At 53.8% G+C, this 17395-nt stretch carries 18 protein-coding genes; 8 read left to right on the forward strand and 10 right to left on the reverse strand.

Annotation, left to right across the window (positions count from 1 at the left end; genetic code table 11):
• From CYQ09_RS00690 to CYQ09_RS00705, 4 genes are all read left to right on the forward strand, one after another.
• Complete coding sequence (locus tag CYQ09_RS00690; protein ID WP_106743488.1) at positions 1-270, forward strand: flagellar biosynthetic protein FliQ; 270 nt, start codon at positions 1-3, stop codon at positions 268-270.
• 3 nt (positions 271-273) lie between these two features.
• The gene (locus CYQ09_RS00695) at positions 274-1086 is read left to right on the forward strand and encodes an EscT/YscT/HrcT family type III secretion system export apparatus protein (protein WP_106743489.1); all 813 of its coding nucleotides are present in this window, start codon (positions 274-276) and stop codon (positions 1084-1086) included.
• The gene (locus CYQ09_RS00700; protein ID WP_106743490.1) at positions 1083-2120 is read left to right on the forward strand and encodes an EscU/YscU/HrcU family type III secretion system export apparatus switch protein; all 1038 of its coding nucleotides are present in this window, start codon (positions 1083-1085) and stop codon (positions 2118-2120) included. The genes CYQ09_RS00695 and CYQ09_RS00700 overlap by 4 nt, the downstream gene beginning before the upstream one ends.
• Before the next feature lie 139 nt (positions 2121-2259).
• On the forward strand, positions 2260-3075 hold the full coding sequence (locus CYQ09_RS00705) for an IclR family transcriptional regulator (RefSeq protein WP_106743491.1): 816 nt from the start codon (positions 2260-2262) through the stop codon (positions 3073-3075).
• A 45-nt stretch (positions 3076-3120) separates the two neighbouring features.
• Here CYQ09_RS00705 and CYQ09_RS00710 read toward each other — a convergent pair whose 3' ends face one another.
• On the reverse strand, positions 3121-4185 hold the full coding sequence (locus CYQ09_RS00710; protein WP_162617512.1) for an OmpP1/FadL family transporter: 1065 nt from the start codon (positions 4183-4185) through the stop codon (positions 3121-3123).
• Between the two features lie 224 nt (positions 4186-4409).
• Between CYQ09_RS00710 and CYQ09_RS00715 the strand changes: the two genes are divergently transcribed.
• The 4 genes from CYQ09_RS00715 (at position 4410) to CYQ09_RS00730 (ending at position 8258) form a co-directional block, all read left to right on the forward strand.
• Positions 4410-5219, forward strand: a complete 810-nt coding sequence (locus CYQ09_RS00715; protein ID WP_106743493.1) for an enoyl-CoA hydratase/isomerase family protein — start codon at positions 4410-4412, stop codon at positions 5217-5219.
• Between the two features lie 254 nt (positions 5220-5473).
• Positions 5474-6718 (forward strand): acyl-CoA dehydrogenase family protein, encoded by a 1245-nt coding sequence (locus CYQ09_RS00720; protein WP_106743560.1) that lies wholly within the window; start codon positions 5474-5476, stop codon positions 6716-6718.
• 3 nt (positions 6719-6721) lie between these two features.
• On the forward strand, positions 6722-7486 hold the full coding sequence (locus CYQ09_RS00725; protein WP_106743494.1) for an SDR family NAD(P)-dependent oxidoreductase: 765 nt from the start codon (positions 6722-6724) through the stop codon (positions 7484-7486).
• A gap of 4 nt (positions 7487-7490) precedes the next feature.
• Positions 7491-8258, forward strand: a complete 768-nt coding sequence (locus CYQ09_RS00730) for an SDR family oxidoreductase (protein WP_106743495.1) — start codon at positions 7491-7493, stop codon at positions 8256-8258.
• Positions 8259-8295: 37 nt separating this feature from the next.
• Here CYQ09_RS00730 and CYQ09_RS00735 read toward each other — a convergent pair whose 3' ends face one another.
• The 9 genes from CYQ09_RS00735 to CYQ09_RS00775 all read right to left on the reverse strand — a co-directional run bounded on the left by CYQ09_RS00735 (position 8296) and on the right by CYQ09_RS00775 (position 17344).
• Positions 8296-8997, reverse strand: a complete 702-nt coding sequence (locus CYQ09_RS00735) for an ABC transporter ATP-binding protein (RefSeq protein ID WP_106743496.1) — start codon at positions 8995-8997, stop codon at positions 8296-8298.
• 1 nt (position 8998) lies between these two features.
• Positions 8999-9757 carry an ABC transporter ATP-binding protein gene (locus CYQ09_RS00740; RefSeq protein WP_106743497.1) on the reverse strand — a complete coding sequence of 253 codons (759 nt, stop codon included), beginning with the start codon at positions 9755-9757 and terminating at the stop codon, positions 8999-9001.
• Positions 9754-11037 carry a branched-chain amino acid ABC transporter permease gene (locus CYQ09_RS00745; RefSeq protein ID WP_106743498.1) on the reverse strand — a complete coding sequence of 428 codons (1284 nt, stop codon included), beginning with the start codon at positions 11035-11037 and terminating at the stop codon, positions 9754-9756. The genes CYQ09_RS00740 and CYQ09_RS00745 overlap by 4 nt, the downstream gene beginning before the upstream one ends.
• On the reverse strand, positions 11034-11990 hold the full coding sequence (locus CYQ09_RS00750) for a branched-chain amino acid ABC transporter permease (protein WP_106743499.1): 957 nt from the start codon (positions 11988-11990) through the stop codon (positions 11034-11036). The genes CYQ09_RS00745 and CYQ09_RS00750 overlap by 4 nt, the downstream gene beginning before the upstream one ends.
• A gap of 89 nt (positions 11991-12079) precedes the next feature.
• Positions 12080-13324 carry a branched-chain amino acid ABC transporter substrate-binding protein gene (locus CYQ09_RS00755; protein WP_106743500.1) on the reverse strand — a complete coding sequence of 415 codons (1245 nt, stop codon included), beginning with the start codon at positions 13322-13324 and terminating at the stop codon, positions 12080-12082.
• Between the two features lie 140 nt (positions 13325-13464).
• On the reverse strand, positions 13465-14496 hold the full coding sequence (locus CYQ09_RS00760; RefSeq protein WP_106743501.1) for a phosphotransferase family protein: 1032 nt from the start codon (positions 14494-14496) through the stop codon (positions 13465-13467).
• A 7-nt stretch (positions 14497-14503) separates the two neighbouring features.
• Positions 14504-15145, reverse strand: a complete 642-nt coding sequence (locus CYQ09_RS00765; RefSeq protein ID WP_106743502.1) for a histidine phosphatase family protein — start codon at positions 15143-15145, stop codon at positions 14504-14506.
• Positions 15138-16148: an NAD(P)H-dependent flavin oxidoreductase gene (locus CYQ09_RS00770; RefSeq protein ID WP_106743503.1), complete on the reverse strand. Its 1011-nt coding sequence runs from the start codon at positions 16146-16148 to the stop codon at positions 15138-15140. Before CYQ09_RS00770 ends, CYQ09_RS00765 begins: the two co-directional genes overlap by 8 nt.
• Positions 16148-17344, reverse strand: a complete 1197-nt coding sequence (locus tag CYQ09_RS00775; protein WP_106743504.1) for an acetyl-CoA C-acyltransferase — start codon at positions 17342-17344, stop codon at positions 16148-16150. Before CYQ09_RS00775 ends, CYQ09_RS00770 begins: the two co-directional genes overlap by 1 nt.
• Positions 17345-17395: the final 51 nt, after the last annotated feature.

Genomic DNA, 17395 nt, shown 5'->3' on the forward strand with positions numbered 1-17395 from the left:
ATGGAAGACACTACCTATGTTGGTCATCTTGTTGCGTTCATGCTGGACGCGGCAATTATCGCCGGTATTCCGCTTGCGGTGGCGACTGTTGTTGGGCTGGTGATTTCGATCTTTCAGGCGGTGACCCAAATTCAAGATCAGACACTGGCGCAGACGGCGAAAATTGTATCAATCGCGTTTGTTTTGCTGACATTTGGCGGGTATCTGGTGTCGCCGCTGATGACGCATACTGCCAACCTGTTTGGTGATCTGGCGTCGGTCGGTCGATAGCCGATGGATGACATTGTCATCACACGATTTTTGTCGCTTCCGTTGGAATCGGTTTTCCTCTTTATCGCGCTGAACATGTTGCGACCGTTCGGTCTGATGTTTGGGTTTCTGGCCTTTGGCTGGGGAATGGCGACATCGGTATTGCCGCGCGCCGCCATATCGATTGCCTTATCGTTGCCGATCATGCTGACAAGTATCGAAGGCTTTGCTGATTTGCGTGCCAATCTTGGCGGAGCGAATATTGCGTTGGTCCTGATCAAGGAATTTGCGCTGGGTTATGGGCTGGGCGTATTGGCGAGCCTGCCATTTCTGGCGCTGCAATTCGCGGGCGCGATTACAGATACCTATCGAGGCGAATCCAATGCGGGCACCGCGGACCCATCAGGGGGGCAGTTACAGACCTTTGGTTTGCTTTATTTACTTATCGGCCTGTCCGGCTTTTTCGCAGCTGGCGGCCTGTGGCGATTGATTGACGGCGTCTACCAAAGCTATGTGATCTGGCCTATTGGGCTGGTTCTGCCTGATCTTTCTGGCGATGCGGGATTGATCGTGGCCGGGCTTGTTGATGCGTTGCTACGTGATGCCTTGCTGATTGCAGCGCCATTGTTGATTATCTTTGTCGCCATTGATTTCGCGCTCGCGATTGCGGCACGGCTAGCGCAACGGTTTCGGCTATATGAACATGCGTTTTTGTCAAAGAACCTGACTGCCATGGTCGCGCTTCCCATTCTGGTGCTGTACGTGGCGCGGGCAAATGATGGGCGGATGGCCCAATCGCTGTTCGCCTTACCATTGCTGGATGGGCTTCTTAAATGAGCGAAACAGAGGAAAAAACCAAACCGGCAACCGCCAAAAAATTGCGTAAGCAGCGCGAGGAAGGCAACGTGCCCCAATCGCAGGCGATGACGTCATTTTTTACGACCGCGCTAGGGCTTTTGACGCTGCTGATCATCGGGCAGTTTGTTTTACTGCAGTTAGAAGACATCTTTGCCCAGATTTTTTTGGCTGTGCCCCAGCCTTTGTCAGAAACGCGCGGTGCGCTGTTCGCGCTGACCGTGAACACCGTTGCGCGTACGGTTGCCCCTGTTGCACTGGCAACCATGGCTGGCGCGGTCATCATCACGATTTTGTTTCACAAAGGCATTCCGTTTTCTGTCAAACCGCTGACGCCCAAGTTCGAAAAGCTATCACCGGCATCGGGGCTAAAGCGGGTTTTTGGCCGCCGTGCATGGATTGAAAATGGGGTTGGGCTCGTGCGGGTGGTCATCTGGTTTGGCGCGGCATTTATTGGGATTTGGACGTTGCGGGACATCTTGTTTCGTCTGGACCTATGCCCTGTATCATGCACGTTTCAGGTGTCTCAGATGCTTATCTGGCGTTTGGTACCGGTCGCCATTGTTGTGCTGTTGTTGTCGTCAGGGTTGGACATGTTGGTGCAAATCAACGCCTATCTATTCGAACAAAAAATGTCTGTGTCCGAACATAAGCGCGAACAAAAAGACGTATTTGGCGCACCAGAAATTCGCCAAGAACGAAACCGGCTTCGCAAAGGATCCGCGCGTGGCGCTGAACATGTCGGCCCTGAATTGGCGAATATGTGTTTTTATTCCCAAGAAGGGGCCGTTGGCATACGGTATCATCCCGAAAAATCCCCTTTGCCACGTGTTTCAGCGGTGGCCCGTAGCCCGCAAGACGCCGCGAAACTGCGCGCGATTATTCGCGATAACGGTCACCCAGAACGAAATGCGCCGCAGATCACCAGCCTATGCTTGCGCACGAGCCTTGGGGCGCCTGTGCCAGAAACCGTATTTGTTGAACTTGCCACGGCGATGCGCGAAATGTTCGGCTAAGAAAATTCGCAAACATATCTGCCGTTAACCTTTGTACCATCCAAGAAACCAATTGGCGTTCTCCGTTTTGGCGCATAGACAGGGATGATGTGTTTCATCAGGGTGCGACCCTGATCCGGATAAGAAGGCAAAGGGCACGATGGCGGACGACGACCTGAACGATATCGACGGCGACGACAGAAAGTTCGTTTCAGCGCTTGCGCGTGGTTTGGATATTCTGCGCGCATTTCGCCCGCATGAAACCACATTGACCAATCTGGAAATCGCCACACGGACCGGGTTACCAAAGCCAACGATTTCGCGGTTAACGCATACTTTGTGCAAGCTTGAGTATCTTGTTTATTCAGAAAGAACCGGGACCTACCGGCTTGGTGGTGGGGTTCTGGCGCTTGGCTTTGGCGTATTGTCTGGCATCGAAATGTCGGATCGTGCTGTGGAAGAATTGATTGACTTGTGCGCAGGGCCCAACCCGCATTTGACGGCGTCATTTGGGGAACGGTTCCGGATGTCGGTCGTTTACACCGCAGTGCGCCGGAGCCAGCAGGCGGTTTCGCTAAATAATAACGTCGGTGCGCGAATACCATTATTTCATAGTGCAATTGGGCGGGTCGTTCTGGCGACGATGCCAGAAGATGAACGCCAAACGATTGTGGATGCTGCGGTCGCGGAACGCCCGGATGAAAAGGCGCGTATCCATGATGGTTTAGGTCAAGGTCTTGATGATTATGACAAATATGGCTTTTGTACATCCTTTGGTGATTGGCTGCCAGAGGTGAACGGTATCGCCGCGCCGGTGTTTTCGCTGAATGGTGAACGGACCTGTGCGATAAACTTGGGTGGTCCCGCATTCCTTGTTGAACCGTCAGAGCTGATCGAGGTTTACGGTCCACGTATTCGGGCCGCGACAGAGCGGCTTTCTTATGGCGCGGTTCAGTCTACGGGTGGTGCAAAATAAAAAGGGGCGCCAAAGCGCCCCCTGATACCGCGTTTGCCACTTACATTAAAATGTTCGCGCGATCTTTAAGCCAAGGGCAACTGTCGTGTTGTCGTCAAACATGCTGCCAGCATTCGAAACGGCATCCCCGTTGCTAAGCACTTTTACAATTCCTGTGATCTTGGTTTGGTCCATTGTGTAGGTCGCACCGACACCCAATCCAAGTTTGCCATCAGTCGGCGACAAATCTGATACAGGGCTATCGGTCGCAGGTTCAAAGTCTACCGAAACAATGCCCGCCCATTCTTTGCTGAACGCCCGGCCAACACCGATGGATGTTTGCAGTGTGTTGTCCGAGTAAGACACCAGATCGCCAAAGCTGTTTGTGTTGATGTCGAGAGACTTCCAATCGATATAGCGCGCGCTGCCAAACACGATTGTCGTCGCTGAGATCGCACGCCGGAATTCAAGATTAAACGATGATGGCATATCGAACGTTGTATCGCCGTCATCAGCGCCGTTAAAGCTGACGTCGGCATTGTGTTCGACCACAGAATGATAGGTTAACGAGATCCGCGCCGCCTTTGCGGGGATTTCGTAGGCGGCACCGACAGTATAGCCAAAACCTGTGCTAGCTTCGATTGTGTTCTCGGCACCTGCAGCCGGCAGGTTTACGTCGATCTCTAAGGTTTCTGCGCGTAAGCCGCCATGGAGGCTAAAGCCGTTGCCCAGTCTATATCGCCCAAGAGCGGTGATCGCTGAGCTGTTCCATTCGGTGTTGGCGTCTGAGAAAACCCCATTTGTGGCATCCATATTATAGGTGATATCTGCCCCCCACGGTTGATCAAAGATCACACCAAAGGACAGCGTATCGTCGATATCTTTCTTAAAGGCTCCTCCAAACCCGTAATAAGTATCGCCCAAATCGCTGATGTCGTCGCCGCCTGATGTTTCCCCGGTTAGGTCAGGCGAAACTGCAGAAAAGGTGAATTCTCCGTATGTGCCTCGTTCAAAGATCGACGCGACCGACTGCCCGGAGCGTTCAGGCGTGCCCGCCACGGCGGCTGTCGCGCCCATCACGCAGACGGCGGTCGAAATCTTTAGCAAAGTTGTGTGTATTTTCTTCGTCATTTTTTCCTCCCTGGTGCACCTGACAAGGTGCGTGGGAACAAGATTTTGTGACCAAGAGGGCTGTGTCAATAAAAATGCGAAATTAAGTTTCGCAACTGCTATAAAAATGCGAAATTAAGTTTCGCAGTTGTGGATTCGTGTCAGTTGGCGCGCGTTCAGGACACACAAAACTGGATCGATTCGGTTTTTGAAGACCGGATCGAATCACGTTTGCGACTGCTTTGATGATGCAAGATCGCCCCGATGAAACAGGCCACGATGATGGAAAGACGGATACGATGATTGAACAAACTCTTGATGATGGCGTGCTTATTTTGACTATATCTGCCCCAGAACGCCGAAACCCAATCGGGCATCCAGTGCGACAAATGCTGGTGAATGCGCTGGCTAAGGCCGAGAATGATACCGAGGTCGGCGCAGTGGTACTGACCGGGGCAGGAGGCCATTTTTCGGCTGGTGGGGATATTCGCGAAATGGGGGGCACCAGCTTTGCCGAGTCACGCGATCGGTTTTCGGTTATGAAAGATCTGACAAGCCGGATGATGCGGTTTCCCAAACCACTGATCGCTGCCGTTGAAGGTTGGGCGGCTGGCGCTGGGTTTTCGACGACGCTCGCATGCGAGACAATTGTTGCCGCCACGGATGCCCGTTTCATCGCAAGTTTTGCCAAGATTGGTCTGATCCCAGATATGGGTATGTTGGCGACCTTGCCGGCGCGTGTTGGGGTTGGGCGTGCGCAGCAGATTATGCTGAACCCGACACCCATTGATGCGCCCCGTGCAGAGGCAATCGGAATGGTGGATCACCTGACCGACCCCGGCAGTGCGCTTGATCTGGGGGTGTCGCTGGCGCGCACCGCGATGCAGGCAGCCCCAATGCCGCGCGCTTACATCCGCGATTTCTTGGCATGGCAGGTTGATGCCGCTTTGGAATATGAACGTCAGATGCAGCCGTTGTTAGCCCGTAGCGCTGATGCTGCCGAAGGACGGGATGCGTTTCTAGCAAAGCGTGCGCCTATCTTCACTGGGAATTAACATAATGCGAAATATAATTTCGCTATGCGGTATTGGCAGTATGGTATTCGCCGACTAAGATAGATTTCGTCGGGCGCTATTGCGTCGGATTGCACAGGGCGTGATGGCCCCGTGGGGAGGAAACATTTATTTGGTTAGTCTGCGCTGCGCGGACTGGTCAGTCCTTTGCCGCGCTTGTGCGTCCGGTCATTTGCATCGCCCAAATTGGAATGACCCAAGGAGCCCGCATGGCACACACAGATACGCCCTTTGAGATGAACAATCTTGAGATGTCCGACAAAGCCAAGCCATTGCTGGCAGCCGTGACAAAGCACATCGCGGAAAATGTGGATCCGATCACTGAAGAATTTCATGCGGCTGCAAATACGGGCGAGGCGCGTTGGTCATTGTCTCTGCGTCAGGCAGAATTGTTAGAAGCAGCAAAGCAAAAGGCGCGGGATGCCGGGCTTTGGAATTTCTTTCTTCCAAACGCCCAAACTGGCGAAGGTCTTTCGAACCTTGATTACGCGTACATTGCGTTTGAACTGGGCAAGAACCCTTTGGCGTCCCAGACACTCAATTGTTCGGCACCAGATACGGGCAATATGGAAGTATTGGAACGCGTGGGGACGACTGCGCAAAAAGAGAAATGGCTAAAGCCGTTGCTTGCCGGTGAAATCCGGTCCTGCTTTGGCATGACAGAACCGCGACATGCGTCGTCGGATGCACGCAATATCCAGACCTCTGCCGTATTGGACGGTGACGAATGGGTCATAAACGGCGAGAAATACTATATTTCCGGGGCAGGCGACACGCGCTGCAAAGTGATGATCTGTATGGTCAAAACATCTCCCGAGGCAGAGACATTCCGGCAGCAGTCACAAATTCTGATCCCAATGGACACACCGGGATTAGAGATCGTTGGTCCGATGACGGTGTTTGGTGCCGACCATGCGCCGCACGGCCATATGCATTTGCGATTGAACAACGTCCGTGTTCCCAAGGAAAACATCCTGATGGGCGAGGGCTGCGGGTTTGAGATTAGCCAGTTGCGCTTGGGGCCGGGCCGTATTCACCACTGTATGCGGTCGATCGGCATGGCGGAAAAATCGTTGGACCTGTTCATGTCCCGTGGGCTTGGCCGAGAGGCGTTCGGCGACAAGCTGATCAACCTTGGTAAGAATATGGAAACTCTGTCACGCGCGCGGATCGAAATCGAAGCGATGCGTTTGATGGTTCTTAAGGCGGCAAAGGCGATGGATACGCTGGGCAACAAAGAGGCTCGCATTTGGGTGTCGATGATCAAGGCGATGGTCCCCGAAAAGGTGTGTCAGATCATTGATCAAACCATCCAAATTCACGGCGCGACAGGCATGTCCCAATGGTCAGAGCTGCCTGAGATGTACGCAAATCAAAGGACATTACGTTTCGCGGATGGTCCGGACGAGGTTCACCATGCTGTCGTCGCCCGCGCCGAGGTGAAGGCATTTCAGGCGTCAAACACGCGAAACGGGGGGTAAGCCATGTTTGATCTTTCAGGAAAGACGGCGCTGCTGACGGGCGCATCAAAGGGCATGGGGCTGGCGATGGCGACTGCGCTGGCAGGGCAGGGGGCGCGGGTGGTGATTTCATCGCGCAAGCAAGATCAGCTAGACGAAGCCGCCGCAGGTATTAACGCGTCCGTTGGCAAGGATTGCGCCACCGGAATTGCGGCCAACGTCGGTTACAAGGATCAGCTAGAGGCGCTGGTGGCCCAGACCAAATCAGACGTTGGGCCAGTTGATATCGTGATCGGGAACGCAGGGGTAAATCCCTTTTACGGCAAGACCTCTGAAATTCCTGACGCGGCGTATGAAAAAATCATGACCGCGAATGTGCAGTCTAACCTTTGGCTGGCGCAGTTGCTTGCCCCGGATATGGTCGCCAATGGCGGCGGTTCGATGATATTTACCGCGTCGGTTGGGGCCTACAAACCATCCACCATGCTTGGGCATTATGGCATGTCAAAACTGGCGCTGATCGGTTTAGTGCGCAATCTCGCGCTGGAATACGGGCCGCAGGGCATTCGCTGTAATGCGATTTGCCCCGGTGTGATCAAGACAGATTTTGCCAAGGAACTATGGGATAACCCCGAAGCCGCTGAACGGGCGCGCAACGAAATCCCGCTTCGCAGGTTGGGTGAACCAGAGGATTTCAAAGGGCTGGCCGTTTTCCTCGCCTCTGATGCCAGTAGCTATATGACCGGGCAGGCGCTGACGGTCTGTGGCGGCACAAATATGTGGGCGTGAGATCATGGAGATCAGCGGAAAGATTGCCGTTGTCACAGGCGCGGCCAGCGGGATTGGCCGTGCGCTCGCGCTTCGGTTGGCGGCTGAAGGTGCGAAATGCGTTGTCTGTGTTGATCTAAACGCCGAAGGCGCTGCTGAGACGGCTGCCGCCAGTGGTGGTGTGTCGTATCAGGTGAATGTTGGTATCGAGGCAGAGATCGCGCAGCTTATCGCGGACGTTGAAACCAATATTGGCCCGATTGATCTGTTTTGTTCGAATGCCGGGATCATGGTCAAAGGCGGTGCAGAGGCCGCGAATGAAGACTGGCAGCGGATATGGGATATCAACGTCATGGCCCATGTCTGGGCCGCACGTCATCTTGTGCCATTGATGATCGCCCGTGGTGGCGGGTATTTGCTGAATACGGCGTCAGCGGCGGGGCTATTAAGCCAAGTCGGCGCGGCGCCCTATAGCGTTAGTAAGCATGCGGCTGTTGGTTTGGCCGAATGGTTGGCCCTGACCCACGGCGATGATGGTATTGGTGTTTCGGTTCTATGCCCACAGGCCGTGCGGTCCGACATGACACGCGGCAATGAACAATCCGTCGCGTCGCTTGATGGGTTGCTAGAGCCAGAACCCGTGGCAGAGGCCTGTGTGCAGGCGATCAAAGAAGAGACATTCCTTGTTTTGCCGCATCCAGAGGTGTTGGGATATTTCCGTAAAAAATCTGAAAATTATGACCGCTGGATTGGTGGTATGCGCAAGCTGAACAGAATATTCCGTAAGTCGTAATGAGAAAGCCCGGCGCATATGTGCGCCGGGCCATTGCCTAGACTTCAAGCCATTCTTTCCGAACAGCGTCATTCGCTTTTAGCTCTTGCGGTGTGCCTTCGAACACGACCCGCCCGTGGCCCATCACATAGACGCGGTCAGAAATATCCATCGCGATATCCAGCTTTTGTTCCACCAACAGTGTCGAAATACCGCGCTTGGCAATTTCTTTCAGAACTTCGGCGACCTTTTGCACCATCTGCGGGGCAAGCCCTTCGGTCGGTTCGTCAATCATGATCAGGTCAGGATCCCCCATCAACGCCCGGCACATGGTCAGCATCTGCTTTTCACCGCCGGACAGAACGCTGGCCTCGGTGTCGGCGCGGTTGTTTAGGTTTTCGAACATGTCGAACATGTCCTGCAAAGACCAGCGCCCCGATCCGTCCTTTTGACCCGGCTTTAATCCAAGGATCAGGTTTTGCCGTGTCGTGAGCCCCGGAAAGATGTCGCGGTTTTCAGGAACATAGCCAAGACCTAGGCGGGCGATGTCGAATGCTTTTTTGCCTGCAATTTCGGTGCCTTTGAAACGCACAGACCCATGCGGGGGAACTTCTCCGATCACGGTTTTGCATGTGGTTGAACGGCCAACACCGTTGCGGCCCAAAAGCGCGACAATTTCGCCTTCTTTGATGTTCATGTTCACGCCTTGCAGCACGTGGGATTTGCCGTAGTAGGCGTGCAGATTTTCGATTTCCAGCATGTCAGTGTTCCGCCGTGATTGCCGTACCAAGGTAGGCTTCTTGTACTTTGGGGTTTGCGCGGACCTCTTCTGGGGTGCCTGTCGCGACGATCTGGCCATAGACTAGAACCGAAATGCGGTCGGCCAGCCCAAAGACAACGCCCATATCGTGTTCAACCATCACCAAGGTTTTGCCGACGGTCACCTTTCGGATCAGATCAACGATATAGTCCGTTTCTGTGTTGCTCATCCCGGCGGTGGGTTCGTCAAGCATGATAACGTCAGCACCACCAGCAATCGTCAGCCCGATTTCAAGCGCACGCTGTTCGGCATAGGATAACACCCCAGCAGGCAGATCGCGCCGCGAGGTCAGGTTGATCTGTTCGATGATGGCATCTGCGGCTTCGGTTAATGGCTTTGACCTGTCGACCATTGTCCAGAATGAATACTTAAACCCCATTGAATAAAACAGCGCACAGCGCACGTTTTCAAACACGCTAAGGCGTGGAAAGATGTTGCTGATCTGAAATGACCGGCTTAGCCCCATGCGGTTTACTTTGAACGGGACAAGACCGTGTAGGTCTTGCCCATGCAGATGCACCTTACCTTCGGTGGGTGCCATGCGCCGGGTTATCAGGTTGAACAGCGTTGATTTGCCAGCGCCGTTTGGCCCGATAATCGCGTGGCGTTCGCCTTTGTCGATTTTCAGATCAACGCCGCGAATGATCTCGGCTTTGCCATAGCTTTTCTTAAGATCACTGAGTTCAAGCGCGTGGTTCATTTCGCACCTCCTTCGACGGTATTGGCGTCGTGCCATGCATCATTGATTTGCGGGATGAGCTTGCGCGTGATGACCATGGCCGCCAGCGTGCCGCCGATTGCGATAACCCACGCGAACGGGCTGTGACTGTCAAAGGTGATCCCAAACAGCCCCATTTCATGTTGCCCCGGCGTGGCGTGGCGAACGTGGAACAGCATTTCAAACACTGCCGCACTGCCAAGGACAGCCACCGTTCCTGGGATCACCAGTTTTAGATAGGGCGCGAGCAGAAGCCGTAGTTTGCCAAGCCTGTATGCCGGTTCGTGCATCATAAGCAGCCCTGCCAATCCACGCGGACAATACATCACGGTCAGAACAAAGATCGTGCCAATGTAAAGCGCGCCAAGCTCAGTGTAGCGGCTAAGCACGGTTGTCAGCAGGGTGAAGACAATCGCACCGATGATCGGTCCGACGAAAAACCCCATACCGCCTAGAAAGGTGATCAGCAGGATCTTGCCAGATTGCACGAGGCTCATGTTTTCGGTCGTCATGATTTCATAGTTCAGCGCGAACAAGCCACCAGCGATACCCGCAAAGAACCCTGAAAAGATGAACGAATAGAAACGTACCCATCGTGCAGAATATCCTAAGAATTCAGCGCGTTCCGGGTTGTCACGTACCGCGTTGGCCATGCGCCCCATTGGTGTGCGGGTGTATAGATACATTAGCAAAACGGATAGCAGCAGCCAGCCAGCAATCAGATAATAGACTTCGGATTGGCGCAAAAATTCGACACCAAAGACCGGCAGCCCATATGTCCGGTCAGCTGATACGCCAGTTTCACCGCCAAAGAAGGCGACGAAAATCAGCGAACAGGCCGCGATCAGTTCACCAACACCAAGCGAGATCATCGCAAAGACGGTTCCGGCTTGCCGTGTTGAAAAGCTGCCGATGATGCAAGCAAAGATCAGCCCGGCAATTCCGCCAAATATCGGCAACAATGGAAGCGGCAGTGGGGCACCGAATACTTCGACATAGCTCATGACGTGGACGGCAAAGACGCCGCCGATGCCCATAAACACCGCATGACCGAACGATAGCATCCCGCCTTGTCCCAACAGCATGTTGTAAGCCAAGGCAAAGATGATCGTAATGGCCATCTGGTTCATGACCGTAATGGTCGAATTCGCCGAAAACACAAAGGGTAGCAAAAGCAGTACGATTGTCGCGACTAGCCACGGCATGACAGTGCGGAGGCTGATACCAAATGGTCGTGAAAAACTGTGGGTCGTATCGGTCATAAGCCACCCTTTCGGAATAGGCCGTGAGGGCGGAAGATCAGCGTCAGCACCATCAACAAGTAAGGTAAGATCGGGCCAATCTGTGACAGGGTGATTTGCCAGAAATCACGCCATGGGCTGTTTGCCATATCAACAGGTTTGCTGATCCCGATTGCGGTTAAAATCTCGGCCAAGCCAACGTTGTAGGACGCAGCAAAGGTTGTCATCCAGCCAATCAGAAGGGATGCAAACAACGCACCCCAAAGCGACCCCAGCCCGCCAATCACGATGGTAACGAACACGATTGAGCCCAAGACAAACGCCATGCCTGGGAAGGTGCCCAATACAGGCCCCGCAATGACACCCGCAACAGCCGCAAGTGCGGTTCCAACGCCAAAGACGCACATAAAGATGAGTGGAACGTTGTGGCCCAATGCTTCGACTGTGCGTGGAAAGCTAAGCGCGGCTTGGATGATCATGCCGATCCGGGTTTTCGTCAGTACGTATAACAGCCCCGCAAATATTCCGATCGCGATAAAAATCATAAAGATTTTGTAGGCTGGGATCGCATTGCCGGAAATTGAGAATAGCGCAAAATCAAGCGCCTCTGGCACCATGAATGGCACTTGGCTTTTGCCCCAGAAAAATTGAACGGCTTCTTCAATCAGCAGTGCCAAACCAAAGGTAAAGATCAGTTCGGCAACGTGGCCGTGTTGATGGACGCGGCGCAGGCCGTATCGTTCGACCCCGGCGCCAAAAATGCCGACAATAATAGGCGCAAACAAAAGCGCCATCCAAAAGCCCATGTACTGGCTGATCTGATAACCAAAATAAGCGCCAAGCATGTAAAAACTGGCGTGTGCAAAGTTCAAAACACCCATCATAGAAAAGATGAGCGTCAATCCTGCTGAAAGCATAAACAGCAAAAGGCCTGTGACGAGACCGTCAATAAGGTTGACGAGTATCAGGTCCATTTCGTTCCTCCGGGGGGTTAGTCTAACACCAAATGGCGTAAAATGCGCCTGACCGGGGAATGACGATCAGGCGCGGGCGCGATGATGGATCAGGGACGATCCATCTCACAGGTTGTGGCGGAATCCCGGCCAGCGGCGACAACGGAATCTGACACAAGAAGACCATAGGGCGATCCGTCTAGTGAATTTGTAACCCCGTCATCGGTGTGGGCCATCACGTGCACATCTTGAATGACTTGATGGTTGTCTGGGCGCATATAGAGCGTTCCACCAAATGGGTTTTCGATCTCAAGGCCTTCGAGCGCGTTCGCAACGGCCACCACGTCAGTCGCTGTTCCGGCCTCGTTGATTGCGGCGGCCAACATGCGGATCACGTTGGATGTGCGCGCAAGGGTAAAGTTTTCACCGGGGAAGGCTTCTTTGAAGCCAGCAACATATTGTTCTGCTTCTTCAGATGCGGGTGGGTTTGTTTGACCTTCGGCAAGGATGAATAGCGATCCTTTTCCTGCTTCGCCAAACCCAGCTGTGATACCGCTTGCCGCTGCATAGTAGGTATAGATTGGGCCGGTGAAACCGTTCGCAATCAGGGACGTCCCCAACCCATACATGTCTGCGCCCCACGCCCCTGTGATGACAAAGTCAGCGCCAGATGAAACGATTTTCCGTGCGTAGGGGGTAAAGTCTTTGACCTGCCCAATCGGGTGAACTTCGTCCCCGGCGATCGTGATATCGGGGCGCTTGTCTGCGAGCATTGATGTCGCGCTTGCCGCGACCGCCCGGCCAAAGCTGTAGTCTTGGTTGATTAAATAGGCGGAGGTAAGATCCGGATTTTCCGCGATCACATCCGTCAGCGCATCCATTTTCAGGTCAGAGTTTGCATCAAAGCTAAAGTGCCAAAAGCTACACGCCTCATTCGTGAGCGCAGGATCAATCGCCGCATAGTTTAGAAACAGAACCTGTTGGTCAGGGTTGCGGCGGTTATGTTTGTTGATCGCGTCAATCAGCGCGGCAGCCACACCCGATGATTGCCCCTGCACAATATAACGTACACCATCGTCAATTGCGGTTTGCAGGTGGATCAGGGTTTCGGTCGCACTGATTTTATTATCAAGACCAACGATCTCGAATGTGTCGCCGTCTAGAACCCCGCCTTGATCGTTTACGACTGCGTCGACGGCATATTGAAACAAATGAAACGCATTTTCCCCAGTTGCGGCGAATGGGCCAGACAGTGGGTCGATAAAGGCAATTTTTACCGTGTCAGCAACAGATGCCGAGGTACTTAGCATTAGCGCCGTAAGCGCACCGAGTACGCCTGTTTTGGTCTTGTTCATCTTTTTCTCCTCCCAAAGAATAAAGTCGCGACGTTCCTCCGATGTGACGACCTTCGATTATTGAATCAGTTTTGCACAACTGCCCTATGATTCAAACAATTTTGTTCCGCATTGCGAAATCTAATTTCGGCTTTTGTGATTTATGCTTGTTCCAATGCCTCTAGTCCGCGTTGTGCAAACAGCGGGACTTTTTCTCCGGTTTTTTTCGCGCGCTCTGGGTTTGACGCGTTGCCGGTCATCCCGCGTTTACGCACGCCTTGAATGATTGCTGCCATACGAAAAAAGCAAAACGATAAGTAAAAACCAAAGTTTGCGATTTCTGGGATGCCGCGTCGGTCGCAATACTGAGCGATGAAATCACCGTCACTGGGTAACCCATGCGCGCCTCTGTCGATCCCTTCCAACCCGCGTCCTTCGGGCCCCGCAGGCATTTGCCACTGCATGATCACGGCGGCCAAATCTGCATAAGGATGACCTATTGTGGACAGCTCCCAATCTAAAACAGCCAGACAATTGGTGCCGTCTTTGGCAAACATCATATTGTCGATCCGATAGTCGCCATGCACCAATGTTCGCTGGCCGTCATCGGCGGGTATTTGGTTGTTCAGCGCGTCAATTAGCCGATCCATAGCTGGCAGTTTTTCGGTTTCAGAGGCGCGGTATTGTTTCGTCCATCGCCCGATTTGCCGTTCGAAATAATTGCCCGGCGGGCCATAGTCAGACAGCCCGCGCGCATCGATGTCGATATCGTGCAACGCAGCAAGCACACGGTTCATTTCGCGGATGACGGCACCACGGTCCGCCGATGTCAGGTCAGGTAGTGTCGGCAGGTTAAAGTTCCGGCCATCAACGTGGTCCATGATATAGAACATTGATCCGATGATGCTGTCATCCTCGCAAAGGTGGTGCATCGTGGCGACAGGCACATCGCTGTCGGCAAGCGCCTTTTGTACGCGGTATTCGCGATCCACTGCATGTGCGGACTTGAGCAATTGTCCCGGTGGTTTTCGCCGTAGGACAAAACGTTTCGTTGGGGTATCCAGCAGGAATGTCGGGTTTGACTGACCTTGTTGAAACTTGGAAACACTTAACGGGCCAGCAAACCCTGGTAGGTGATCTGATAGATAATCGGTGATCACCGGGATATCGAGATTTTGCGTATCGGTTGTCATCGCGTCCCTAACTATAACTGATCATCTTGGCCCCTTCGCCATTTGCGAAATGCGGGGTGCTGTTGAATTCGTGCAGGTGGAAACCACGGTCCGAATAAACAAAGCGGGTTATGGCTGTGTTCTTGATCTGCAAGTTCAGCGTCATCATGTTTTCTACTGGGCCACCTAGCGTATGGGACACCATTTGACCGATCACGCCGCCAGAACTCACGACCAATACGCGTTTCGCGTCACTAGAAATTGCAAACTGACGGGCAGCCTCAACACGGGTGGTAAAGCTGTCCCATGTTTCGGTCGGGTCGGGTATTTCGCCACGCATCCACGCATGGACAGTTTCGCGCAAAAGCCGGAAATGCGCCTTGCGGTCATCGGACGATATTTTGGTATTACTGCGGGCCCTTAGCAGGTCTTGAAAATCATATTCGTTGAACCCCGCATGGCGTTCTGGATCGATAGCAAAACCCATAGCCGCGAGCGTATCGACCTGCCGGGTCAATGTGCCTGAAATGACCCGGTCAGGTGTCCAGCCGGACGCCCGCAAAGTATCCCCAATCAGGGTTGCCTGCTGGTGCCCCAACGCGGATAGCGCATCATAATTTGCCGCCCCAAAGGACGCTTGGCCGTGTCTGATGATCAACAACTCAGCCATCGAATTCCGCCACCAATGCCTGTCCGGCTGCGTGATATTCGCGGTCTATCCGGTTGATAAGGTTTGCGACATCAGTGACGTTACTAACCGCACCGATACCTTGGCCTGAACCCCAGACGTCTTTCCAAGCCTTGGGTTTGGCAGCGCCATCGGCAAAGCTCATGCTATCTTGGGTGCCATGGGGCAGATGATCGGCGTCTAGTCCCGCCCGCGTGATGGATGGTTTCAGATAGTTGCCTGTCACACCGGTAAAGAGTGACGAAGTGATAATATCTTCGGCCCCACAATCAGTGACCATTTGTTTGTGGTCGCTTGTGGCGTTCGCCTCTGTCGTGGCGATAAAGGGCGATCCCATATAGCCAAGGTCGGCCCCCATCGCACGCGCGGCGAGCAGGCTTTGGCCCGTCGCAATGGACCCAGACAAAAGAAGTGGGCCGTGAAACCAGCTGCGGATTTCACTAATCAGCGCCAATGGCGACTGTGCGCCTGTATGCCCACCTGCGCCAGCCGCAACGGCGATCAGCCCATCGGCACCTTTGTCGATCGCTTTGTGGGCGAAGGTGTTATTGATCACATCGTGCAGCACAATACCGCCACAGCTACGCGCTGCATCGTTCACTTCGGGGCGGGCACCTAATGATGTGATCCAAATCGGGACACGCCATTTTGTACAAATCTCAAGGTCGCGTTCCAATCTCGTGTTTGAGCGATGCACAATCTGATTCACCGCAAACGGTGCTGCCGGCGTATCTGGGTTTGCTTGGTTGTAGCGATCAAGTTCTTCTGTGATCTGGCGCAGCCAAATGTCCAACATCGGCGGTTCGCTGTTATCTTCGCGCGCATTCAACGCTGGAAATGATCCCACGATCCCGGCCTTGCATTGCGCAAAGACCAATTCAGGACCCGAAATGATAAATAGCGGTGCCGACACCAGAGGAATCCGCAACCCTTGTAGGGCTGCGGGTAAATGGCTGTCGTCACGATTGGATGTAATCCGTGCCATCAAAAGATTTCGAACAGACCGGCAGCACCCATGCCGCCACCGACACACATGGTTACGACGGCGTATTTCACGCCACGGCGTTTGCCTTCGATCAGGGCATGACCCGCCATGCGCGCGCCGGACATGCCATAAGGGTGACCGATCGAAATCGCGCCGCCATTCACGTTAAGGATTTCGTCAGGAATACCCAGTTGATCACGGCTATAAAGAACCTGAACGGCGAAGGCTTCGTTCAGTTCCCACAGGCCGATATCGTCCATCTTTAGGCCATGCGCCTTAAGCAGTTTGGGCACGGCAAAGACCGGACCAATGCCCATCTCATCGGGTTCACACCCGGCCGCAGTGATGCCAACACAGCGCCCTAGTGGGGTTGAACCGTTCTTGGCCGCGAATTTCTCTTCCATGATGACCATCGCTGAACCACCGTCAGATAGCTGGCTCGCGTTACCGGCGGTGATGTGTTTGCCTTCTTTGATGTGGATGCCGTCCTTAAAGACGGGATCCAGCGACGCAAGGCTTTCTGCGGTGGTCGCAGGGCGGTTGCCTTCGTCCTTGGTTAGCGTGACCTCTTCTTCGAACCATTCACCGGTTTCGCGGTTTTCAACCTTTTTGATCGTGGTCATCGGGACAATTTCGTCGTCGAATTTTCCAGCCTGTTGCGCGGCGTGGGTGCGTGCCTGCGATTGTGCGGCGTAAGCATCCTGATATTCGCGCGAAAGGCCGTAGCGTTCGCCAACCGTTTCAGCCGTTTCAAGCATGGACATATAGGCTTCGGGTTTGTTTGCGATCAGCCATGGGTCAGTGCCGCCCCGGAATTCTTTGTTTTGCACCATTGAAACGCTTTCGACGCCGCCGCCGATCACAACATCCATTCCATCCATTGCTACCTGTTTGCACGCGGTGCCAATGGCCATCAGCCCAGACGCACATTGGCGATCAATCGACATGCCGCCGACGGTCACAGGCAGCCCGGCACGCAATGCGGCACGCCGCCCGATGTTTCCGCCTTGGACGCCCTGCTGCAATGACGCGCCGAAAATGCTATCTTCGATCAGGGCAGGGTCAACGTTCGCACGCTGCACGGCGTTAGTAATAGCATGGGCCGCAAGAGCAGTGGGTGTGGTCGCGTTGAACGCACCACGGAATGCTTTCCCGATCGGTGTTCGGGTGGTCGAGACGATAACTGCGTTACGCATAGAGTGTTCCTTTGTCCGTCAAAAAATGGCTGCAACAGGCCGCTGATCTGT

Source organism: Yoonia maritima (assembly GCF_002933395.1).
Taxonomy (GTDB): Bacteria; Pseudomonadota; Alphaproteobacteria; order Rhodobacterales; family Rhodobacteraceae; genus Yoonia; species Yoonia maritima_A.